The sequence below is a fragment of the Proteiniphilum sp. genome (genome assembly GCF_040307845.1).
In the GTDB taxonomy this organism is placed as follows: Bacteria; Bacteroidota; Bacteroidia; order Bacteroidales; family Dysgonomonadaceae; genus Proteiniphilum.
In genome coordinates, this window is the sequence record NZ_JAWRIS010000056.1 from 56,731 (window position 1) to 78,271 (window position 21,541).

General features: G+C 44.4%; 22 protein-coding genes, 1 tRNA gene and 3 pseudogenes. 21 read left to right on the forward strand and 5 right to left on the reverse strand.

Annotation, left to right across the window (positions count from 1 at the left end; translation table 11 throughout):
- Positions 1-5: 5 nt before the first annotated feature.
- Both serB and ABV001_RS12990 read right to left on the reverse strand, forming a co-directional pair.
- Complete coding sequence (gene serB, locus ABV001_RS12985) at positions 6-1,238, reverse strand: phosphoserine phosphatase SerB (protein ID WP_502929890.1); 1,233 nt, start codon at positions 1,236-1,238, stop codon at positions 6-8.
- A gap of 39 nt (positions 1,239-1,277) precedes the next feature.
- A complete protein-coding gene (locus tag ABV001_RS12990; RefSeq protein WP_352423202.1) occupies positions 1,278-2,120 on the reverse strand; it encodes a DUF4922 domain-containing protein in 843 nt (280 codons plus the stop codon).
- Positions 2,121-2,269: 149 nt separating this feature from the next.
- Here ABV001_RS12990 and ABV001_RS12995 point away from each other — a divergent pair, with 149 nt between their 5' ends.
- Complete coding sequence (locus ABV001_RS12995) at positions 2,270-2,767, forward strand: DUF4348 domain-containing protein (RefSeq protein WP_352423203.1); 498 nt, start codon at positions 2,270-2,272, stop codon at positions 2,765-2,767.
- Here the strand turns inward: ABV001_RS12995 and cdd are convergent.
- Positions 2,759-3,238, reverse strand: a complete 480-nt coding sequence (gene cdd, locus ABV001_RS13000; protein WP_352423204.1) for a cytidine deaminase — start codon at positions 3,236-3,238, stop codon at positions 2,759-2,761. The genes ABV001_RS12995 and cdd overlap by 9 nt on opposite strands.
- Before the next feature lies 1 nt (position 3,239).
- Here cdd and ABV001_RS13005 point away from each other — a divergent pair, with 1 nt between their 5' ends.
- From ABV001_RS13005 to ABV001_RS13075, 15 genes and pseudogenes are all read left to right on the forward strand, one after another.
- Complete coding sequence (locus ABV001_RS13005) at positions 3,240-4,190, forward strand: glucosaminidase domain-containing protein (RefSeq protein ID WP_352423205.1); 951 nt, start codon at positions 3,240-3,242, stop codon at positions 4,188-4,190.
- Positions 4,191-4,302: 112 nt separating this feature from the next.
- The gene (locus ABV001_RS13010) at positions 4,303-4,896 is read left to right on the forward strand and encodes a DUF4290 domain-containing protein (protein WP_323426063.1); all 594 of its coding nucleotides are present in this window, start codon (positions 4,303-4,305) and stop codon (positions 4,894-4,896) included.
- A 6-nt stretch (positions 4,897-4,902) separates the two neighbouring features.
- Positions 4,903-5,424 (forward strand): ribosome maturation factor RimM, encoded by a 522-nt coding sequence (gene rimM, locus ABV001_RS13015; RefSeq protein ID WP_352423206.1) that lies wholly within the window; start codon positions 4,903-4,905, stop codon positions 5,422-5,424.
- Between the two features lies 1 nt (position 5,425).
- Entirely contained in the window at positions 5,426-6,610 is a 1,185-nt protein-coding gene (locus ABV001_RS13020) for a 1-deoxy-D-xylulose-5-phosphate reductoisomerase (protein ID WP_352423207.1), read from the forward strand.
- A gap of 41 nt (positions 6,611-6,651) precedes the next feature.
- A complete protein-coding gene (gene rseP / locus ABV001_RS13025) occupies positions 6,652-7,974 on the forward strand; it encodes an RIP metalloprotease RseP (protein WP_352423208.1) in 1,323 nt (440 codons plus the stop codon).
- Positions 7,975-8,062: 88 nt separating this feature from the next.
- Positions 8,063-9,013, forward strand: coding sequence for a methylenetetrahydrofolate reductase (locus ABV001_RS13030; RefSeq protein WP_352423209.1), 951 nt, complete (start codon positions 8,063-8,065; stop codon positions 9,011-9,013).
- Entirely contained in the window at positions 9,013-10,122 is a 1,110-nt protein-coding gene (locus ABV001_RS13035; RefSeq protein ID WP_323426058.1) for a DNA polymerase III subunit, read from the forward strand. Before ABV001_RS13030 ends, ABV001_RS13035 begins: the two co-directional genes overlap by 1 nt.
- Before the next feature lie 107 nt (positions 10,123-10,229).
- Positions 10,230-11,414: pseudogene (locus ABV001_RS13040) on the forward strand (PSP1 domain-containing protein); the annotation flags it as partial.
- A gap of 1 nt (position 11,415) precedes the next feature.
- Entirely contained in the window at positions 11,416-11,907 is a 492-nt protein-coding gene (gldH, locus tag ABV001_RS13045; RefSeq protein WP_352423210.1) for a gliding motility lipoprotein GldH, read from the forward strand.
- A gap of 16 nt (positions 11,908-11,923) precedes the next feature.
- A complete protein-coding gene (locus tag ABV001_RS13050) occupies positions 11,924-12,688 on the forward strand; it encodes a Rossmann-like and DUF2520 domain-containing protein (RefSeq protein ID WP_352423220.1) in 765 nt (254 codons plus the stop codon).
- 229 nt (positions 12,689-12,917) lie between these two features.
- The gene (locus ABV001_RS13055; RefSeq protein ID WP_323426055.1) at positions 12,918-13,148 is read left to right on the forward strand and encodes a 4Fe-4S dicluster domain-containing protein; all 231 of its coding nucleotides are present in this window, start codon (positions 12,918-12,920) and stop codon (positions 13,146-13,148) included.
- Positions 13,149-13,185: 37 nt separating this feature from the next.
- Positions 13,186-14,268, forward strand: a complete 1,083-nt coding sequence (locus ABV001_RS13060) for a 3-methyl-2-oxobutanoate dehydrogenase subunit VorB (RefSeq protein ID WP_352423211.1) — start codon at positions 13,186-13,188, stop codon at positions 14,266-14,268.
- Positions 14,269-14,282: 14 nt separating this feature from the next.
- Positions 14,283-14,444: a hypothetical protein gene (locus ABV001_RS13065; RefSeq protein ID WP_352423212.1), complete on the forward strand. Its 162-nt coding sequence runs from the start codon at positions 14,283-14,285 to the stop codon at positions 14,442-14,444.
- 190 nt (positions 14,445-14,634) lie between these two features.
- A complete protein-coding gene (locus ABV001_RS13070; RefSeq protein ID WP_323426052.1) occupies positions 14,635-15,396 on the forward strand; it encodes a thiamine pyrophosphate-dependent enzyme in 762 nt (253 codons plus the stop codon).
- Between the two features lie 13 nt (positions 15,397-15,409).
- Complete coding sequence (locus ABV001_RS13075) at positions 15,410-15,964, forward strand: 2-oxoacid:ferredoxin oxidoreductase subunit gamma family protein (RefSeq protein WP_352423213.1); 555 nt, start codon at positions 15,410-15,412, stop codon at positions 15,962-15,964.
- A gap of 414 nt (positions 15,965-16,378) precedes the next feature.
- On the opposite strand, the pseudogene ABV001_RS13080 reads toward ABV001_RS13075, so the two are convergent.
- A pseudogene (locus ABV001_RS13080) lies at positions 16,379-17,626 on the reverse strand (DEAD/DEAH box helicase); the annotation flags it as partial.
- 136 nt (positions 17,627-17,762) lie between these two features.
- On the opposite strand from ABV001_RS13080, the gene ABV001_RS13085 reads away from it, so the two are divergent.
- The 5 genes from ABV001_RS13085 to ABV001_RS13105 all read left to right on the forward strand — a co-directional run bounded on the left by ABV001_RS13085 (position 17,763) and on the right by ABV001_RS13105 (position 21,312).
- Positions 17,763-17,850 (forward strand) — tRNA-Ser (locus ABV001_RS13085).
- A gap of 356 nt (positions 17,851-18,206) precedes the next feature.
- Positions 18,207-18,401 carry a hypothetical protein gene (locus ABV001_RS13090; RefSeq protein WP_352423214.1) on the forward strand — a complete coding sequence of 65 codons (195 nt, stop codon included), beginning with the start codon at positions 18,207-18,209 and terminating at the stop codon, positions 18,399-18,401.
- A 912-nt stretch (positions 18,402-19,313) separates the two neighbouring features.
- Positions 19,314-20,081 (forward strand): type IV toxin-antitoxin system AbiEi family antitoxin domain-containing protein, encoded by a 768-nt coding sequence (locus ABV001_RS13095; RefSeq protein ID WP_352423215.1) that lies wholly within the window; start codon positions 19,314-19,316, stop codon positions 20,079-20,081.
- Positions 20,074-20,979, forward strand: coding sequence for a nucleotidyl transferase AbiEii/AbiGii toxin family protein (locus ABV001_RS13100; RefSeq protein ID WP_352423216.1), 906 nt, complete (start codon positions 20,074-20,076; stop codon positions 20,977-20,979). Before ABV001_RS13095 ends, ABV001_RS13100 begins: the two co-directional genes overlap by 8 nt.
- A 9-nt stretch (positions 20,980-20,988) precedes the next feature.
- Positions 20,989-21,312 (forward strand): hypothetical protein, encoded by a 324-nt coding sequence (locus ABV001_RS13105; RefSeq protein ID WP_352423217.1) that lies wholly within the window; start codon positions 20,989-20,991, stop codon positions 21,310-21,312.
- Positions 21,313-21,431: 119 nt separating this feature from the next.
- Here ABV001_RS13105 and ABV001_RS13110 read toward each other — a convergent pair.
- Positions 21,432-21,541, reverse strand: a pseudogene (locus tag ABV001_RS13110) (IS4 family transposase); the annotation flags it as partial.

The following is a 21,541-nucleotide window of genomic DNA, read 5'->3' on the forward strand; positions in this document are numbered from 1 at the left end:
CCTGTTTAACTGTTGATAATTTCGCTGTCGAGCATCGAGTCCTTGTATCCAAGGAAATAGAGGATGCCGTCAATACCTACCGTGGAAAGCGATTGTCCTGCGTTTCGTTTTACTTTTGGTTTGGCGTGGAAAGCGATACCCAACCCGGCTATTCCCAGCATGGGAAGGTCGTTGGCCCCGTCACCGACGGCCACTGTCTGACGTAAGTCGATCCTTTCGACTTGTGCTATGAGCCTCAATAATTCCGCCTTGCGCTTCCCATCTACAATATCTCCCAGATAGTTTCCGGTGAGCTTCCCATTTTCAATTTCCAACTCATTGGCATACATATAGTCGAATCCGAATTTATCTTTCAGATAGTTGCCGAAGTAAGTGAATCCGCCTGACAATATGGCGGTTTTGAATCCTACTTTCTGTAATACTTTTACCAGTCGGTCTACACCTTCGGTGATCGGAAGATTCTCCGCAATTTCTTTCATGACGCAAACATCCAGCCCTTTCAGTAATTTCACCCGTTGCCGGAAGCTCTCATTGAAGTCAATTTCACCCTGCATTGCCATCTCTGTGATAGCTTTCACCTCCTTACCCACGCCCGCTCTTTCTGCCAGTTCGTCGATCACCTCCGTTTGGATGAGGGTGGAGTCCATATCGAAGCATATAAGCCGGCGCATGCGCCTGAACATACTCTCTTCCTGAAAAGAGATATCGAAGTTGAGTGAGGACGTGAGTTCCAAAAACGCTTGCTGCATCTGTTGGCGGTCAACCGGGGTGCCCCTTACCGATAGTTCCACGCACGACTGTGCTGCCCTCTGCTTCTCATCAAGTGGGATGCGGCCGGTCAGGCGTACCATATTGTCGATATTGAGATTTTGCTCAGCGATAATTTTGGAGACGGCGGCAATCTGTTTAGCGGTAAGTATCCTACCCAATAGTGTGATGATATACCGGTTCTTCCCCTGTAATCCTACCCAGTTGGAGTATTCTTCATCCGGAATAGGTGTGAAACGGATATTCACATCCATCTCGTAGGCTTTGAAGAGCAGGTCTTTCATTATTTCGCCGGAAATATGGGTTTTCGACCTGAATAGAATTCCTAATGACAGGTTCCTGTGGATATCCGATTGCCCGACGTCAAGAATAAAAGCATCGTGACGTGCCAGGATTTCGGTGAGGGCGGCGGTTAGGCCCGGCTTATCTTCTCCGTTGATGTTGAGTAAAATAATTTCTGACTTTTCCATTATTGGGATAATTTTGTAATGTGATGGCAGGAAAATGTTTCAAATAACAGGCATAGATACCTGCGAATAAATATCTTCAATGTCATGTTTACTGATTTTTTCAAAATCCTCTTCCCTTACACAGATCATCAGTCCGGCCATATCCAGTGCACCGGGGCTGATGAGTAGCTGTTTCTCCCCTTTTTCGTAATAATGTCCCGGACGGTGTGCCTTACGCGGGAAAATATGGAGTTTATATTTGTTATCCTCTGTAAAAGCGATTATATTCATCATAGGTTCCACCTCTTCAGGTTGAAGATGATGAAGGTATTGATATACATCCTCAAAAAGCCCTTGTGCTTCGTTCTTGTCTTCACTTTCGATTTGCAGGCATGAACGAAGTTCGTTATCGCCCTGCATTAACAAGGGAAGTTTAAGTCCCGCCTGTAAATGGAAATGATCGGGTGCGGATGCACCGCATTTGGGACCGTTGTAGAAAATCAGGTAATCAGGGAGTTGTTCCGCTAATGTAAGCATATCTTCCATTTTTTTACGGATCCGTTGTGGTACATGCGAGTGGAGAGGGATTGTGATATGATTGCTGAGGATGGGAAACGGATTGCAGAGGATAATATATTTATCCATAAAGGGAATTCCCTCTTGCTGGGCAGGACGGTTCACCTCACAGAGGAAGCAGGGCCGTTCTTCAATCGCCTTCTGGCTGATTGCCGCTGCAGTGGAGATTATCCGTGCAGGATTGAACTGCAGCCTTACCCGGTAATCACCGCCCCATGTAAACTCTTTCTCCTGCAGTTTATCCATTTGTAAAATGCCATTTCTTAACTGTTCCCAATCTGCCTGTTGTACAGAAAACAAATGGCTTATTTTCGTTTGAAGATCCATTCAATACCCTTTTTTATTAAAAGCAAAGATAAGGATATTTTCTTTTACTCTCTGCAGATGTGGCAGGAAATAAAAATAGTGGAATTACTGCTTGATTATCACCTTAATTTTTATACCTTTGTATAATAAATATAGATGTCTACCCGGCGATGAAAATTTCGAATCATATCTTTTTCTGCGTACTGGCCTTTATCCTTTTCTCCTGCACGGAGGCTACGGAAAAGAAGGGTCGTATGGCGGGTAAAGGAAAAGCTGAAACGGAGGCCAGCAGGGAAGACAGCGGGCAGGAAGTTATCTCCGGAGAGGAGAATTTCGATCAGTTTATTCGTAAGTTCAGTACCCAGGAGTCTTTCCAGCTGGAGCGGATCAAATTTCCCATCAACGTGATTGTCCCTGATAATGAACATGAAGGAATGGCTCCCATAGAGGAAACGATTGGGAGATACGAATGGGAACCGCTTGATCTTACCTATGACAGTACTTTTCTGACACGACCCTATGATCAATATTACCAAGGGGTGCGCTATGGGAAAGATACGGCGGTGGTGGAGATTCGAGGGATCAATAATGGCATTTACGCCGATTACTATTTCATGCTGATTGATAAGAAGTGGTATCTGGTGACATTGTATGAAGCGTCATTTTAACATCTCGTCTCCGAAACTGAGTGGTAGCAGATCTTTTGCACTTTCAAGCATATAAACGGCTTCGTTGCCATACATCAATATCTTCATAGGCGCATTGAAGCGGTTTTCCGTTTCTAACAGTACCTGGCGGCAACCGCCGCAGGGAGTGATCACTTCGTTGGTGAATCGGTCTTTATGCCAGGCGGCGACAGCGAGGGCTTCAATTTTCTGATCGGGAAAGGTGGCATTGGCGAAAAAGACCGTGGTACGTTCAGCACATAATCCCGACGGATAAGCGGCGTTTTCCTGATTGTTGCCGGAAATGATTTCACCGTTTTCCAACAATACGGCAGCGCCTACTTTGAACCCCGAATAGGGGGCATATGCTTTTTTTGTGGCTTCTTTTGCTGCCTCTATAAGTTTTTTTTCAATTTCGGAGCATTCCGCTAACGGATAAACAGCTATCTTTGTGACTAAATTGATTTCTTTCATAATGCAGAATTTGTTTCACAAATATAGTCATATTTTACCGCTCGTTGTTATATTCTCCTTTTTATTTGTCCCTGCTCATCATCTGTCAGCACAGGTCCGGGTGAGCACGTATGAGAATTATATTCACAAATACAGTGATTTGGCAGTAAAACACATGGAGAAATATAAAATACCTGCATCTATTACACTCGCGCAGGGAATCCTCGAATCAGGAGCAGGAATGAGTGATCTGGCCCGCCGTTCCAACAACCATTTCGGGATCAAATGTCATCGCGGATGGAGCGGAGGAAAGGTATATGCTGCCGACGATACCCCCAACGATTGCTTTCGAAAGTATAAAAACGTAGAGGATTCTTATCAGGATCATTCTGAGTTTTTGGCTTATAGCAGTCGTTATAAAGCTTTATTCAATCTCTCCATCACTGATTATAAGGGATGGGCGAGGGGACTGCAAAAATCGGGTTATGCTACCGATAGGGCTTATGCCAATAAATTGATCAAGCTGATAGAAGATTATGAACTGTATCGTTTCGACGATCCGAAATACCGTAAGGGGGTCAGCCGCAAGGAGCGGAATCAGCAACGCGAAAGAGAAACGGCACAGGTAACCTGGACGCATCAACCCTACATCACACATGGACTGGTATATGTGATTGCTGTTGATGGTGATACTTTCGGAAATATCGCCAGGGAGTTCGCATTTAAGGAAAAAGACCTGTTGAAATTCAACGAAGTCCCCGAAGATTTCCCCTTAAGTGAAGGGGATATCGTCTATTTCCAGAAGAAAAAAAAGCGGGCCGATAAACCGTATGATTTTCATACGGTTCAGGTAGGCGAATCTATGTATAGTATTTCACAAAAGTACGGTATTCAATTACGCAATTTATACCGGCTCAATAAGAAGAACTATGAATATGTCCCTGAAGAGGGAGATATTCTTAAACTTAGGTGACGCGTTATTCAATAACAACCGCATAACAATTGAATAACAACTGAATAACAACCGAATAACAATTGAATAACAACTGAATAACAACCGAACAACAATTGAATAACAACTGAATATGCAATACAATACACAAATGAAAAGGCTGACACTGCCGGAATATGGACGCAACATCCAGAATATGGTAGATCATTGCGTGGGCATTGAAGATGCCGAAGAACGGAAGAAATGTGCCAATACTGTAATTGATATTATGGGGAGTATGTTTCCCCACCTTCGTGATGTCAACAATTTCAAACATATTTTGTGGGATCATCTGGCCATTATGTCGGATTTTAAGCTCGATATTGAGTATCCCTATGAGGTGATTACCCCGGAGGAATTGAATACTCCCCCGGGACATCTCGATTATAGCCGGCCCACAATGCAATACCGCCATTATGGGAAGATCATGGAAAGGATGATCAAGATTGCTGCCAATATGGAGGAGGTTGAAAAGAAAAATTACCTGGTGAAGTTGTTACTTAGCCAGATGAAGCGCTCCTATTCGCAATGGAACAAAGAGGCGGACGACCGGAAGATATTTCATGATCTGTATGCATTGTCGGATGGCAAAATAAAGATCGAAGCCGAAGAGTATGTGATTCCCGAGGTGAAAGTAAATGCCAGTCGGGACAAATTGAAAAATATCAAGTCTCAACGTAGAAAATAAAAAAGAGTGATTTCCGGGAAAGATATCCTTCTGGTGGGAAGTACACAGAAACCTTACGGGATAAAGGGTGAAATTATTATCCGGTTCCGTAAGGCTGAGTATGCCGATATAGATACAGAATACTATTTTCTGGAGATAGAAGGTATTCCCGTCCCTTTTTTTGTGGAAGAGTTTACTTATTCAACCGATGTTACAGCCAGGGTGAAGTTCGAGGATGTCGACGATGAGAGAGCGGCGGCACGATATGTCAACATGGATATTTATCTTCCACGTGAACTGGTGAAATCCCGGGCAGAAAAAGTGATGTCCGATTGGGATTACTTTACAGGTTTCACCGTCATTGATCAGCATGGAGTAAGATTAGGCGTCATAGAGGAGGTGGATAACTCCACTATGAACGTACTCTTTGTTGTGAAAAATGATGAAAAGGAATATCTGATCCCGGCTACCGAAGATTTTATAGAGGCTATCGATGAGGAGGGAAATCTGATAGAGATGTTTCTACCGGATGGGCTGATTGAAGAGTAAAATGGAAGGTGTAAAACGAAATATTGCGATTTTAGGTTCTACCGGTTCGATCGGGACGCAGGCGCTGGATGTTATATCCTGCCACAGTGAACGGTTCGGGGTTTATGCCCTGGTTGCCAACAACCGGGTTGAGTTGCTTATAGAGCAGGCGAGGAAATATCTCCCCGAAGTAGTGGTGATTGCCAACGAATCGAAATATGAACAATTAAAAGATGCGTTAAATGACTTGCCCATCAAGGTGTGGTGTGGAAGCAAGGCCATCGGGCAGGTGGTACAGGATGAACCGGTCGATATGGTGCTTACGGCGATGGTCGGTTTTTCGGGCCTGCAACCTACTATAAATGCGATAAAGGCCGGGAAGACTATTGCGCTGGCCAATAAGGAGACATTGGTCGTAGCCGGGGAGTTGATCACTTCGCTGGCTCTCAGGCATAGAACGCCGATCTTACCGGTTGATTCGGAACATTCGGCTATCTTCCAGTGTTTGAACGGTGAGGGTGATAATAAGATAGAAAAAATATTACTTACCGCTTCGGGAGGACCTTTCCGCACTTTCTCAAAAGAGCGGTTGCGATATGTCACCCGGAAAGAGGCGTTGGCCCACCCTAACTGGCATATGGGTGAGAAAGTGACCATCGATTCCTCTACCCTTATCAATAAGGGATTGGAGATGATCGAGGCAAAATGGCTGTTTGGAGTGGATCCGTCACAGATAGAAGTACTCATACATCCTCAGTCGATCATTCACTCCATGGTGCAGTTTGAAGACCACTCTGTAATGGCCCAATTGGGGAATCCCGACATGCGGATGCCTATCCAACATGCCTTTTCGTATCCTGCCCGGTTGAAGTCGGATGTGAAACCATTGAACTTTATGGAGTTATCACAGCTGACATTTGAGGCACCCGACACCGGGAGATTTCCCGGCCTTTTATATGCGTATGAGGCGATTTCCGTGGGAGGCAATATGCCCTGTATATTGAATGCCGCGAATGAGGTGGCGGTGGAATTGTTTTTAGAGGAAAAAATCGGCTATATGCAAATGAGCCGTTTGATAGAAAAAACCATGCAGAAAGCGTCAGTCGTACAATCACCGTCGTTGGACGACTACCTGCAAACAGATGCCGAAGCAAGGGAAATAGCAAGAGCGATTGTAAGAGAACAAATAACAGAATTTACTAATTGATAAAAGCAACCCACCGAATGAGGTGTGTGATGATAAACTGAATGGAGACATTTTTAATTAAGGCGTTACAACTCATTTTGAGTTTGTCGATACTGGTGATTGTACACGAGTTCGGACATTATATTTTCGCGAGGATGTTCAAGATACGGGTAGAGAAATTCTATCTTTTCTTTGATGCCGGATTCGCGCTCTTCCGTTACAAACCTAAGAACAGCCACACCGAATACGGTGTCGGTTGGTTGCCTCTGGGCGGTTATGTGAAAATAGCCGGCATGATCGATGAGTCGATGGACAAAGAGCAGATGGCACAACCCCCGCAACCCTGGGAGTTTCGCTCCAAACCCGCCGGACAGCGTCTGATGGTGATGGTGGCCGGCGTACTGTTCAACCTCTTACTGGCATTTTTTATCTATTCCATGGTGCTTTTCACCTGGAATGACACTTATCTACCCCTAAAGAATGTGTCGCAGGGGATGGAGTTCAGTCAGGCTGCACACCGGGCCGGATTTCAGGATGGGGACATTTTACTCAGGGCAGATAATAAGGAACTGGATCGTTTCGGCGTGCGTACACTACTCGATGTGGCCGATGCCGAAAAGGTGACCGTATTACGTGACGGCCAAGAAGTGAAATTGACCATGCAGGAAGGACTGATGGAGAACCTGCTGAAAGATAAAGAGGGGTTTGCTGCCTACAGGGTTCCTGCCGTGGTGTATGAGACGATGGAAGGAAGTGCTGCCCAAAGGGCGGGATTAGTTGCCGGCGATAGTATTGTGGGGGTAAATGGAATAGCTACCCCGGCATTCAGTGACCTCCGGGAGGTTCTGGATAATAGCCGTAACCAGCAGATTACCCTCGATTATTACCGGAACGGATCGCTGCAATCAGCAGCTGTCGGGGTGGATTCGGCAGGTACTTTAGGCTTTTATGCGATGGGTGTGTACCAGGTCTATCAGACCGTCACGCTTAAGTATGGCTTCTTTGAATCCTTCCCGGCAGGGATCAGATTAGGCATACAGACATTGAAAGATTATGTGGCTCAGTTTAAATATGTGTTTACCAAGGCAGGCGCCTCATCTTTAGGTGGATTCGGAGCGATTGGAAATCTCTTCCCTGCACAGTGGAACTGGCAGGCTTTCTGGATGATGACCGCGTTCCTGTCGGTGATCCTCGCCTTTATGAATATCTTACCCATACCCGCGCTTGATGGAGGCCACGTGATGTTCCTTATTTACGAGGTTATCACACGACGCAAACCCAACGAGAAATTTATGGAATATGCCCAGGTAGCCGGGATGATCCTGCTTCTGGGCCTGGTGCTATATGCCAACGGTATGGATGTGGTCAGGGCTATTTTTAAATAGTTTGGATGGTATAGTGAAGACGGGCTTTATTACATGAGTTTGATAAAAATATCTTTACTCTTTACTTTTTACTCTTTATTCTAAGAAAATGAGCGTTTCGGAATTAATCAATAATACAGGGAAGACTGCTTTTTCGTTCGAACTGTTGCCCCCACTGAAGGGAAACAGTATACAGCAGGTATATAATTCAATAGATCGTTTGAAAGAGTTCGACCCGAAATATATCAATATTACAACTCACCACAGCGAAAGTATCTACAGGGAAGATGAAAACGGTACTTACCGGAAAGTGAACGTGCGGAGGCGTCCCGGTTCGGTAGCTATTGCTGCTGCCATACAAAACAAATATGGAATAAGGGCCGTTCCCCACATTATTTCACAGGGTTTTTCAAAGGAAGAAACCGAGTATGCGTTGATTGACCTCTCTTTTCTGGGGGTTACCGACCTGTTGGTATTGAGAGGCGATAGTAAGAAGCTGGATGCCGACCAACGGAAAATGGACTGCCATCCTCATGCTACCGGTCTTCAGGAACAGGTGAATAACTTCAATAAAGGAATTACGTTCGACGGATCCTCGTTCACTCCCCCCGAAGAGCCTTTCTCTTACGGCATGGCTTGTTATCCCGAAAAACATGAAGAGTCGCCCAATATGGAGTCGGAGATTTATTATACCAGAATGAAGGTAGATAACGGTGCAGAATATCTTGTAACCCAGATGTTTTTCGATAACAGTAAATATTTTGAGTTCGTGAGACGTTGTCGTGAAGCCGGGATTACTGTACCGATCATTCCGGGGATCAAACCGATCCATCTGAAGAACCAGCTTACGGCATTACCCCGCATTTTCAGATCCGATATTCCCGAAGAGCTGGCTGCCGCGCTTCGCAAATGTAAAGACGATGAGGACGCGAAAGAAGTGGGTGTGGAATGGTGTATCGGGCAGTGTAAAGAGTTGATCCGGAATAATGTGCCAAGTATCCATTTCTATTCATTGATGGCTACCGAAAGCGTTCGCCGGGTAGCAAAGGAGATATATTGATGTATTTTCGCGATGTCATAGGGCTCCACGACGTAAAAGAACACCTGATTAATTCGGTGTGCCAGGGTTTCATTCCGCATGCCCGTATCTTTTACGGCCCGGAAGGAGTGGGGAAATTGCCTTTGGCTATTGCATATGCCAGATATCTGAATTGCAGCAACCGTGGGGCTGAGGACGCTTGTGGCGAATGTCCTTCATGCCATAAGTTTGATAAGTTGGCTCATCCCGATCTCCATTTTGTTTTTCCGGTGGTGAAATCAAAAGTGAGCGACCAGTATTTACCTGAATGGCGTGAGTTCCTGTTGCAACACCACTATTTCAATCTTAATGACTGGCTCAACTTTATTGACGCGCAAAATGCGCAGGGGATCATCTATTCGAAAGAGAGCGACGAGATCATCCGGAAGCTCAATCTTAAAGTGTATGAAGCGCCTTACAAGATCATGGTTGTATGGCTGCCGGAGAAGATGCATGAGGCCTGTGCGAATAAACTGTTGAAGTTGGTAGAAGAGCCTCCGGAAAATACGGTCTTTCTCCTTGTTTCGGAAGACAGGGAAAATGTGTTGCAGACCATCTGGTCACGATGCCAGCCATTACATATCCGGGCCATAGAAAAAGAGGAGATGGAGGGAGCGCTGCGGCAGAAATTCGGATTGAATGCGGAAAAAGCACATTCTACAGCCCATATAGCTAACGGTAGTTTCACCAAGGCAGTCGAGATCATACAGGCATCGGAACATACCGACTATTTTTTTGAATTGTTCAGGCAGATGATGCGGAATGCCTTTTCCGGTAAAATCAAAGCTATAAAGGAGATCGCCAGCGAAATAGCAGGCATCGGACGGGAGATGCAGAAAAGTTTCCTGCTTTATTCGCTAAAGCTATTCAGGGAATATTTTGTGAGTAACCTCCATGAACCGGAAATGGTCTATCTGAATGGCGACGAATGGCAATTCGGTGAACGGTTTGCCCCTTTCATCAATGAAAAAAATATAGAGGCGTTAAGTGATGAGTTCTCTCTCGCTTACCGTCAGATTGAACAAAATGGCAACGCAAAAATTATTTTCCTCGATCTTTGTCTGAAAGTGACCATGTTTTTAAGAAAATAATTTTGTAACTTGCACTCTGTTTTACTTAATAATTTTTTACAAGCCTCGTCTGCCGGGTGCGGCAGGACGATTTAATATATATGGACAAAGAACAATTAGCAGACAAAATGGCGGATATCACACCATTGAGTGCGACAACCGTACGAAACACGAAAAGTTGCCGGGGATGCACCCGCCACAATAATAAACTCCACGTCTACGACTGGTTACACGACTTCCCTGAATTGCAGAAAGCCACTAAGATGGTGGAGGTGCAGTTCAAGAATACCCGTAAGGGTTATTATATCAATAGTAACGACCTTCAACTCGAGTTGGGCGATATCGTGGCTGTGGAAGCATTCCCGGGACATGACATAGGTACTGTGACGCTGACCGGAAAGCTGGTGGAGTTGCAGATGAAAAAGAACAACTTCAGGGATGACGCCAATGGCGGGCTGAAGCGGATCTACCGGATAGCGCGCCCTGCTGATCTGGAGAAATATGAACAGGCAAAAGCGCGTGAACAGTCCACTATGATCCGTTCCAGAGAGATAGCCGAAGAACTGGGGTTGAAGATGAAGATCGGCGATGTGGAATACCAGGGCGATGGAAACAAAGCTATCTTCTATTACATTGCGGACGAAAGGGTTGATTTTCGTCAACTGATCAAAGTGCTGGCAGCGGAATTCAGGGTGAAAATTGAAATGAAGCAGATAGGCGCACGCCAGGAAGCGGGTCGAATTGGCGGCATTGGCCCCTGCGGGGGAGAACTCTGTTGCAGTTCCTGGATGTCGAGTTTTGTATCGGTCTCTACCTCTGCTGCCAGATGCCAGGATATCTCCATTAACCCCCAGAAACTGGCCGGACAATGCGGAAAACTGAAATGTTGCATGAACTATGAGGTAGATGCTTATGTGGAGGCGCAACGGGCATTGCCTTCGCGCGAGATCGTTCTCGAAACGAAAGATGGCAGCTATTACCATTTCAAGACGGATGTTTTTGCGGGTAAAATCACCTATTCTTCAGATAAGAACAACGGAGTCAATCTGGTGACTGTTTCTAAAGACCGTGTATTCGAGATTATCCGAATGAATAAGCAAGGGGAGAAACCGCTGAAGCTGTCGGTGGAAACAGAGGAGAAATCGGGTAGTAATGAGGCGTATCTTGGAGATATTCTTGGAGATCAAAGTATTACCCGTTTTGATAACCGTGGTGATAATCAGGCCAGAAGAAGGAGGAAACCCCGTAAAAACCGTCCTGATAATTTATCGGAAAACAGAAAATCCAGAAACAGAAGATCTCCGGGTGAGAACAATGAGTAATATCTTTTTAGTATTTACCGGTCTGCTTTTCGCTATTTTTGCCTCCTGCTCGGGGAAAGAGGTCTATTCCCGGTTTCATCATCTTGAGGGCGGAAAGTGGTGCCGGGATTCTGTGCTTGTTTTCACGATGGATTCTTTGGGATATTCCTCCGGTACGGAATGTATGGTGACGGTGGAACTGACGACCAATCGCAGGTATCCTTACCGTGACCTATGGTTGATTATTGATCAAAATCTGACTGATTCTCTTGTATGTACCGATACACTTCGCCTTTTGTTGGCCGATGAACACGGAAAATTGCTGGGTGGTGGCGTCGGAGGGTTGAACCAGTTGTCCCTGCCTTACCGCTCTTTTATCCCTACTCCGCGGGATTCAATGCACCAATACCGACTGGCAATTCGCCACGGGATGGATGAAGAGCTGTTACGTGGAGTGGAAAAAGTGGGGATTAAGATAGTTGGAGAGGGTGGAAAAGGGAGATAATATTGTCGAAAGTAGTATGCAGGTCGTTTTTATCGGATCAGGAAATGTGGCTACCCGCATGGCGTTGGCAATGAAAGAAGCCGGGCACAAGGTTGTTCAAGTATACAGCCGGACCCTGAAGAATGCGGAGTTGCTCGCCGGTAGGGTGGGAGCCGGGCCGATTGATGACATTGGTGAAATTCGTTGCGATGCCGACCTTTATATTTTTTCAGTAAAAGATGATGTCCTGGCGGATATTGTATCCCAAATGCCGCCAACCACCGGCTTATGGGTGCATACTGCCGGTAGTATACCCGTTTCAGTGCTTTCTCCCCATAAGAAGAGAGGGGTACTTTATCCGTTACAGACATTCAGTAAGGAGAGGGAGGTGAATTTCAGGAATATTCCGCTCTTTGTGGAAGGGGATTGTTTCGAAACAGTGGCACGATTGAAAGAAGTGGCGGAAACGATTTCGGAAAATGTGCATATCCTTCCCGGTGATAAGCGGCGTATCTTGCATCTTGCGGCAGTTTTTGCCTGTAACTTTACCAATCACATGTATGCGCTTGCGTCGGAAATAATGGGCGACGAGGATATCCCGTTCCACCTGTTAACCCCCTTGATCACAGAAACCGCAGAGAAAGTCGCAGGGATGGATCCTCATACTGCCCAAACGGGACCGGCCGTCCGGTTTGATGAAAAAGTGATTCAAAAACACCTGGAATTATTACACGATCCGCTGAAAAAAGAGATTTATTCCCTTTTGAGTAAAAGTATTTATAAAGTTTCTACTCAACAATAGCACTTTTTTATAATGTATTGCAATTAAAGCCTGACTCCGCTCTGTTAGGTAGCCTATCTTCAATGCCATTCATCTGACGATATTTTTTGATCCATTTTATAAAGTTGGATATTTGCCCGCCATTGCATAACCAATTATTCACATAAGGAGAAAAATTAACATAGAAAAATTGAGTTCTTGAAAAACAACTGTTACTTTTGTAACAGACAATTAAAAACCACATCTAATAATGGGAAAAGTCAAGGGTTATGTAGAGGTAAATACCGGTCGCTGTAAAGGCTGTAATCTCTGCGTGGTATCATGTCCTACCGATACATTAGATTTACAGCCACGGGAAGTGAATGACCGCGGATATCATTATGCCTATATGAAGAGTCCCGATGATTGTATCGGATGCGCGAACTGTGGATTTGTATGTCCGGAAGGATGTATAACGGTCTATCGGAAGAAGGTGGTATGACCATTTTCCGAAAGAAAATAGTAACAAAACTAATATTATGTCAGAAGAAATTTCTTTGATGAAAGGAAACGAAGCCATTGCCCATGCAGCCATCCGCTACGGGGTAGATGGTTATTTCGGCTATCCCATCACTCCCCAGTCGGAAATAATAGAAACTCTCATGGAGGCAGCTCCCTGGAAAACGACAGGAATGGTGGTGTTGCAGGCCGAAAGTGAGGTGGCTGCCATCAATATGGTGTATGGTGGCGCCGCTTGCGGCAAATACGCCATGACCAGCTCTTCCAGTCCGGGGATCAGTTTGAAGCAGGAAGGCATCTCCTATATGGCGGGAGGAGAGTTACCCTGCCTGATCGTAAACGTGCAACGTGGAGGACCGGGATTGGGAACGATCCAGCCTTCACAGGCCGATTATTTTCAGACGGTGAAAGGGGGTGGACATGGTGATTACAGGTTGATTACACTTGCTCCCAATTCTGTTCAGGAGATGGCCGATTTCGTGGCACTTGGCTTCGACCTGGCGTTTAAATACCGAAATCCGGCCATGATACTGACCGACGGGGTGATCGGGCAGATGATGGAGAAGGTAAGGCTTCCTGAATACCGGCGCAGACGGACCGATGAAGAAGTCAGGCAACAATGTCCATGGGCAACCCTGGGAAAAACACCGGACAGGGAACCCAATATCATCACTTCCCTTGAACTCGATTCGGCGCTGATGGAAAAGAATAATGAACGCTTCCAGGCGAAATATCGTGTCGTGGAAGAAAATGAAGTCCTTTATGAAGAGGTGAAGTGTGACGATGCCGACTATCTGCTGGTTGCTTTCGGATCTGCTGCCCGCATCTGCTTAAAAACGCTTCAAATGGCGCGGGAAGAGGGAATCAGGGTCGGACTTCTCAGACCCATTACCCTATGGCCTTTCCCTACCAGAATATTGCATAGCTATGCGGACAAGGTGAAGGGTATGCTTACTGTAGAACTGAATGCCGGCCAGATGGTAGAGGATGTGCGCCTTGCAGTGGAAGGAAAAATACCCGTGGAACATTACGGACGCCTGGGCGGGATCGTACCTACTCCGGACAATGTACTCGAAGCTTTAAAAGAAAAAGTGGTCAAATAGATAAATGCTACAATATGGATCCCAAGATAAGAAATATTTTCATGATATTGTTCCTGATCGCTTTTGTGGGGACGATAATAGTCTATTTCTCCTCTAATCAGAATATGAAACTTACTTGGTATTTTGGTGGAGCGGCTATCCTGTTCTATCTGATATTCAGATTTGGTAAAAAGTGAAGAGTTAATAGTGAAGAATTAATAGTGAAGAATTAATAGTGAAGAGTTAATAGTGAAGAGCTAAAAGCAAATTTCCAATTTCTTATTTTTAGTTTTCAGTTTTTAGTTTTTAGTTCTCAGTTTTCAGTTCTCAGTTCTCAGTTCTCAGTCCTTAGTTAGTTCTTAGTCCAAAATTCAAAAAAACAATCATATGAATGCAAACGATATAGTAAGTCCTGAAAATCTGGTATATGCAAAGCCGGAGTTGATGAACGACAATCACATGCATTATTGCCCGGGGTGTTCGCACGGGGTGGTGCATAAAGTGATTGCAGAGGTGATCAAAGAGTTAGGCTTACAGGAGAAGACCATTGGTGTTGCGCCGGTGGGATGTGCCGTTTTTGCCTATAAATACCTTGATATCGATTGGCAGGAGGCTGCTCACGGACGTGCCCCCGCGGTGGCGACAGCCGTCAAGCGGTTATTACCCGACAGGATGGTATTTACTTATCAGGGCGATGGAGATTTGGCCGCTATCGGGACAGCAGAGACTATTCATGCTGCCAATCGTGGAGAGAATATAGCCATCATCTTTATCAATAATGGTATTTACGGTATGACCGGTGGTCAGATGGCGCCTACCACCCTAAGTAATATGGTAACATCGACCAGTCCCGACGGACGTGATGTGCAAATGATGGGAAATCCTCTGAAAATCCTTGATATGTTGGCATTGCTCGATGGCGTTTGTCTGGCTACCCGCACCAGTGTACATACGGCAGCGGCGGTTAAAAAGACAAGACGGATGATCAAACTGGCTTTTGAGAATGCCATGGCAGGGAAGGGTACCTCCATTGTGGAAGTCGTCTCGACCTGCAATGCCGGATGGAAAATGACACCGGCAGCGGCTAACGACTGGATGGTAGAAAATATGTTCCCGGTGTACCCCATTGGTGATTTGAAAAATATCTAAAGCAATAAACAGCATGTTACAGGAGATAGTTATTTCAGGTTTTGGAGGTCAGGGTGTACTCTCGATGGGGAAGATCCTTGCCTACTCGGGAATTATGGAAAATAAGGAAGTATCGTGGTTCCCGGCTTACGGACCGGAGCAGCGGGGTGGTACCGCCAATGTGACGGTCATCATTTCAGATGAACCTATCAGCTCGCCGGTGGTAAACAAGTATGATATAGCCATTGTACTGAACCAGCCTTCATTGGAGAAATTTGAGGATGCGGTGAAACCGGGTGGGGCGTTGATCTATGATGGATACGGTATACACAAGAAGGTGGAACGGAGCGATATCAACGTTTTCCGTATCAACGCGATGGATGAGTCGATGAAGATGAACAACACCAAGGTGTTCAATATGATCGTTTTGGGAGGTTTGCTCAAGATATCCCCTATGGTGGAAGTGGAAAATGTGATGGAAGGCCTGAAGAAATCTCTTCCGGAACGGCATCATAAGCTTTTACCAATGAATGAAGAGGCCATTCTTCGGGGGATGGAAATTATCCGGTTGGAGCAAAAAGCGGTGTGATCACTTCTTAAACGGCCACCAACTCCATCTTTTTGATTTCTTTGTACCAGTGGCCTGTTCTGCCGGAGCCGGATCAGGTGTCTGAGGAGTGGGCATTCTTTTTGTTTCCGGGAAGTTCCTTGTAGAAGATTCTCTTCTTGAAGGTTCTGTTGCAGGAGAATTGGAATCCCTTGCAGGTCTTGGTTTACGGAGCCTTTCAGAGTTTCTTTGTTCCCGCTTTAATCCCTGTTCTCTTTCTCCGGACATCCCTTGTTTTGCTCCCGGTTGTTGGGGAGTTCCTTCTCTTTTAGGTCCATGCTGTTTCTTGTGCGCATTTTGTTTCGGGGGTGCTTGCCCTTCTTTCGGCTTTTTCCCCGGGTTGGGTAATTCTTTTTGTTGTGAGTTGCCTTCAGTATGTGGTATTTCACTTTTTCCTCCGGACAATTTTTCACCTTTCTTATTTGAACCCTTCCCCTTTTTCCCGCCTCCTTTTGAAGAACGACTGGATCCCCCTCTTCTGTTGTCACGCACAGGGTTATAGTCGGGGGTCTCACCCAATTCTGCGGGTACCGGAATACGGTAAATCTTTTTGCCAAGAAACTCTTCTATTTTAGAGAAACGGTACTGTTCATCGGGTGATACGAAAGTGATGGCCATACCCGAATCACCGGCACGGGCAGTACGGCCGATACGGTGTACGTAATCTTCCGCATCATAAGGCACATCGAAGTTGATTACTAAGGAAATATCATCAATATCGATACCGCGGGCGACAATATCCGTCGCTACCAGAATATTCACCCGCTCATTCTTGAATTCATGCATTACATGATTGCGCTGTGTCTGGTCGAGATCAGAATGCATCTCATCAGCCGACAATCCCATATGTCTTAATATCTTGGCGATCTCTTTCACTTTCTGTTTCGATCCTGAGAAGAGAATTACCTTATTGGGTGCTTTCTCTTTGAAGAGAAATTTTACTATATTGATCTTCTGGCCTTCGTGACAGATATAAGCCGATTGCAGGATAGTTTCCGGTGGACGGGAAATAGCGATGGTAATATCGACCGGATTTCGTAGTATACTCTTTGCCAACTGCTGTATCTTGGGCGGCATGGTAGCCGAGAACATGATAGTCTGCCGTTCTTTCGGGAGCAACTTTTCAATCTTCATGATATCGTCATGAAATCCCATATCCAGCATCCTGTCCGCCTCATCCAAGATAAAGTATTTTATCCCCGAAAAATCGATGTTATAGAGATTGATATGCGACAAGAGTCTTCCCGGGGTGGCAATCACCACATCGGCACCGCTCATCAGTCCCCTTTTCTGTACATCCCAAGCCTCTCCGTCATTACCTCCATATACCGCGACCGAAGAGAAGGGGGTGAAATAAGAGAATCCCTCCATCTGCTGGTCTATCTGTTGTGCCAGTTCCCGTGTGGGAGCCATCACTATGGCGTTGATCTTTCCTTCATCGTGCGCATCGGTCTGCAAGTTATTCAGCAAGGGAAGCAAAAAAGCGGCAGTCTTTCCTGTACCGGTTTGGGCGCAGGCAATCACATCCTTTTTCTCGAGGATGACAGGAATTGCTTGTTCCTGTACAGGAGTAGTTTCTTTAAAATTCATCGCCTGCAGGCCTTCCTGCAGAGTATCGCATAGGGGTAATTCCGTAAATAACATGACTTATTGATAGTTTACGCAAAGATACGATGAATAATTGATTTTTTTGAAGTACAGTGAAAATAATGTGAGATAGCTATTTTTTCTTTCCGAAAATAGTTTTACCTTTGCACTCGCATTTTCAGAGAAATTGCAAGGAGAGATGGCAGAGTGGTCGATCGCGGCGGTCTTGAAAACCGTTGAAGTGTGAGCTTCCGGGGGTTCGAATCCCTCTCTCTCCGCCAAGAGATAAAGCAAAAATAAGAAAATCCCTGTAAATTAGACGTTTACAGGGATTTTTGTTTTAGGCCGAGGGTGCAAAAAAGGGGACTTTGAGCAATTTTCACGGACAAATTCGGGGACAACTCCCCAAAAATGAAAATTGCCCCCCCCCCCGCATTTCGTATATTTCGAACCATTTTAAAAATTGAAATGTATGAAAAGAATGACCTTCAAAATCCTGTTTGTCGTAAAGGCATCACGGGTCGCAAAAGATGGGAAAAGTCCTGTTTATTTGCGTGTTACAATTAATGGGTAAAGATGTGAAACATCTGTTAGCCTAAGAGTTGACCTCAAGAAATGGAATACTGTCGCCGAAAAGGTGATCGGGGACAGTCGGGAAGACCAAGAGTTAAACTTCCGTTTGGATACCATCCGTATGCGGATCATGCAGATCTACCGAGAGATGGAATTTAACAATGTTGAAATCAACGGCATTGCCGGTTTGTTCGATGAAGAAAAAACAACAAGAATCCTCACTATTTTGCGTCGGATAGATGAAAATGCGGCAGCATAAATCATAAGAACCAATATAACGTAACTCGTCAAGTGAAAATTTGGCGAGTTTTTTATTGCTATGCAGATAGGCTGCATAGTTGTATTTTACATTTGTATCATAAACTTAAAAAATAAAGATTTATGGACTATTATTATGTAAACAAAAACGCTCAGCCAACCGGCGAGCATGAAGTACACAAAAGTACTTGCAGTTATCTTCCTCACTCAAGCAACTTAATAGGATTGGGATACTTTTCCAATTGCGCAGATGCGGTAAAAAAAGCAAAAGAATACTATTCAAATGTTGATGGTTGCTATTATTGTTGCAATGCTTGTCATAGGAGATAAAACTAAGTCAATGAAGAAATGGTTGCCTATTACACCAGCAAGTAAAGGACAGGGTAATCTTTCCTGGATAATTTTAGATTGTTCTAAAACAAATGCTTATGAGTCCAATAGGTACTACAGCTTCAACAGGACAGAAATGTCTTGAAAGTGGTATATGGAAAGTTGTTGGGAATCCTTCCACAACAGCTCCAATTGCCAAAGGTAATACAATGCCTCCCTATGATGGGAAAGCTGTTACATGGAAACTTATCCAGTACGCTTAATTGTATTATACAAAAGAGGGACTATCCATTAAGTTAGGATGCTCCCTCTTTTTCTATTTGTGAATCCTTCTAAAAGCAAAACACTCAACTGTATGCCAATGAATTGACAAAATTGCGTGAGCGAATCTAAATTCAACTATCCGGGAAATCTGGATAGTTCAAACCGAAAGCGATGGAATAGATGTTTTCGTTGCGTATAGTTGAAGATATCATCCTCCAAATAAACTATCATTGTATTTCAACGAAAGATTTTCAACCATATTGGGGTATTATGAAAAACTATTATCTTTGCAGTTGAAAATATTATCCTGAGATATAGTATGGGTATAGATGAAGGAAATAAACTCAACCTACTATTGCAGAAAAATAAGCCCGGAGGACTGTATTTTTCTCCATGGTTGAAAGAAAATGGTTACTCTGATCAATTGTTGAAGAGCTACCGGGATTCGGGATGGTTGAAAACTTTGTCACGGGGCGTAATGTATCGTACCGGTGATAAACTACGCACTTTTGCCATATTGGAAAGTTGGAACGGTCAATTGGGAAAGCATTACCATATAGCCGCTCATTCGGCTTTGGAACTCGCGGGATTCAATCATTATGTTCCGATGGGAAAGCCGGTATTAATGGTAGGACATCCGAAACAGGAACCTGTTCCCAACTGGATGAAAACCGACGATTTTGATTACTCTTTCAAATTCTTCACGACAGAGGTATTTTCTAAGCCACAATTGAAGCTATTTAATACCGATTATCCCCATGTACAGGCTTCCGTTCCCGAACAGGCGTTTCTGGAATGCCTCTTACTGGCTCCGAAGCAGTATTCGTATATGGATCTGTATTATATCATGGAACAATTGACGACTCTTCGTCCGGATCTCGTACAGGAATTACTGGAAAGTACGGATAACTTGAAAGTCAAACGGATGTTTCTCTATATGGCTGAAAAAGCCAGGCATCACTGGTTCAGTTTACTTAAAACTGATAGAATAGAATTAGGGTCGGCCAAACATAAGTTGGTGGAAAACGGTGCGTATGTGCCGAAATATAAAATAACGGTTCCCAAAGAGTTGTACGAATATGAATGAGTTGTATAAAAAGCAAGTGGCGCTGCTGATCAGAATAATGCCTTCCGTCTATCGAATTCAGGACTTTGCAGTTCATGGTGGAACGGCTATCAACCTGTTTCATAAGAATATGCCCCGCTATTCCGTTGATATAGATATCACCTATATCAACGTTCAGAATCGGGACGAAAGCCTGAAAGCTATCAATACTCATCTGGTTGAGCTGAAACAGTTGATTGAGAAAACGATTCCAGGCATCCGGATTACTCACAAACCCGATGTATGGAAATTGTTGTGTGTTAAGGATGGAGCAACTGTAAAAATCGAGGTGAACGGAACTAAGAGAGGTATTATCGGAACCACAGAAGACAAAACACTTTGTACGAAAGCTCAGGCGGAATTTAATATGGGATGCAAAGCTCGGATTGTTTCGTTTTCGCAATTATATGGAGGAAAGATTTCGGCAGCACTAAGCCGTCAGCATCCGCGCGACCTTTTCGATTGTAAATATATGCCGCTCGACTCCCTCGATCAGGCGAAAGATGGCCTGATGCTTTGCTTATTGGGAAGCGACAAACCGATACTCGAATCCCTGCAACCCAATCCCATCGACCAGCGGGATGCGTTGCAAGGACAGTTTGAAGGAATGACGGATATACCGTTTTCGTACGAAGATTATGAAGCAACACGAAAAGAACTGATAGAGAAAGTTAATTCACTGATAACTGAAGAAGATAGAGAATTTCTTATTTCTTTTGAACAAGGCATTCCCGAATGGGATAAGTGCTGTGCCGGGAACTTGAGTGAATACCCTTCTGTCAAATGGAAATTGCAGAATATTTTTAAATTGAAGGAAACGAACCTAACAAAATATAATGCGGGAGTAGAAAAGCTGAGAGAGTATTTTTTTGAACATTAATTATCAAGTATGGGTGAAAAAGAATGCACAGAGGATTTTTATGAAGACTTCAAAAAGATTGCGGAGGCTTCTAATCAGATATATCAAATGGCGGAACAGGCATTTATTCCAAAGGTAGATACCATCATTCAAACTCATTGTACGGATTTTCGCACCATAGATAAACTATTGGACGATTTACTTAGCTTTGCTTGTGATGATCGCATTCTAATTCTGTTTAAGAGATTATGTCGCTACTATTATCCAATCAACCCGGAAATTACAGCATATTATGTTGATGCATATAGAAGAATGTGGGATGATAATGAAAGTGAAAATGAAGAATTGGTCTGAAGTTGTTTATTTATGTTTCTACAACTATATTCATACTATGGCATAAGATACGGGAATAAACTTAGCTTGTATTTATCTTTAAAAAAAGGTCACTAGTGTCCCATAAAAAAGGGACGTTATTAAAAATCAAATAAACCTGGCCCATTGAGCCCAAATCGTTCTTTGTCATTTTGAAATTTAGTTTTGTCAAAAAGTTCCCGAAGATTCGTCTTATCGGTCAACGAGATGC

Excerpts from the sequence above, each read along its gene's own strand:
- serB (WP_502929890.1), bottom strand. The coding sequence starts at position 1,238 with ATGGAAAAGTCAGAAATTATTTTACTCAACATCAACGGAGAAGATAAG.
- ABV001_RS12990 (WP_352423202.1), bottom strand. The coding sequence starts at position 2,120 with ATGGATCTTCAAACGAAAATAAGCCATTTGTTTTCTGTACAACAGGCA.
- ABV001_RS12995 (WP_352423203.1), top strand. The coding sequence starts at position 2,270 with ATGAAAATTTCGAATCATATCTTTTTCTGCGTACTGGCCTTTATCCTT.
- cdd (WP_352423204.1), bottom strand. The coding sequence starts at position 3,238 with ATGAAAGAAATCAATTTAGTCACAAAGATAGCTGTTTATCCGTTAGCG.
- ABV001_RS13005 (WP_352423205.1), top strand. The coding sequence starts at position 3,240 with ATGCAGAATTTGTTTCACAAATATAGTCATATTTTACCGCTCGTTGTT.
- ABV001_RS13010 (WP_323426063.1), top strand. The coding sequence starts at position 4,303 with ATGCAATACAATACACAAATGAAAAGGCTGACACTGCCGGAATATGGA.
- ABV001_RS13020 (WP_352423207.1), top strand. The coding sequence starts at position 5,426 with ATGGAAGGTGTAAAACGAAATATTGCGATTTTAGGTTCTACCGGTTCG.
- rseP (WP_352423208.1), top strand. The coding sequence starts at position 6,652 with ATGGAGACATTTTTAATTAAGGCGTTACAACTCATTTTGAGTTTGTCG.
- ABV001_RS13030 (WP_352423209.1), top strand. The coding sequence starts at position 8,063 with ATGAGCGTTTCGGAATTAATCAATAATACAGGGAAGACTGCTTTTTCG.
- ABV001_RS13035 (WP_323426058.1), top strand. The coding sequence starts at position 9,013 with ATGTATTTTCGCGATGTCATAGGGCTCCACGACGTAAAAGAACACCTG.
- gldH (WP_352423210.1), top strand. The coding sequence starts at position 11,416 with ATGAGTAATATCTTTTTAGTATTTACCGGTCTGCTTTTCGCTATTTTT.
- ABV001_RS13050 (WP_352423220.1), top strand. The coding sequence starts at position 11,924 with ATGCAGGTCGTTTTTATCGGATCAGGAAATGTGGCTACCCGCATGGCG.
- ABV001_RS13055 (WP_323426055.1), top strand. The coding sequence starts at position 12,918 with ATGGGAAAAGTCAAGGGTTATGTAGAGGTAAATACCGGTCGCTGTAAA.
- ABV001_RS13060 (WP_352423211.1), top strand. The coding sequence starts at position 13,186 with ATGTCAGAAGAAATTTCTTTGATGAAAGGAAACGAAGCCATTGCCCAT.
- ABV001_RS13065 (WP_352423212.1), top strand. The coding sequence starts at position 14,283 with ATGGATCCCAAGATAAGAAATATTTTCATGATATTGTTCCTGATCGCT.
- ABV001_RS13070 (WP_323426052.1), top strand. The coding sequence starts at position 14,635 with ATGAATGCAAACGATATAGTAAGTCCTGAAAATCTGGTATATGCAAAG.
- ABV001_RS13075 (WP_352423213.1), top strand. The coding sequence starts at position 15,410 with ATGTTACAGGAGATAGTTATTTCAGGTTTTGGAGGTCAGGGTGTACTC.
- ABV001_RS13095 (WP_352423215.1), top strand. The coding sequence starts at position 19,314 with ATGGGTATAGATGAAGGAAATAAACTCAACCTACTATTGCAGAAAAAT.
- ABV001_RS13100 (WP_352423216.1), top strand. The coding sequence starts at position 20,074 with ATGAATGAGTTGTATAAAAAGCAAGTGGCGCTGCTGATCAGAATAATG.
- ABV001_RS13105 (WP_352423217.1), top strand. The coding sequence starts at position 20,989 with ATGGGTGAAAAAGAATGCACAGAGGATTTTTATGAAGACTTCAAAAAG.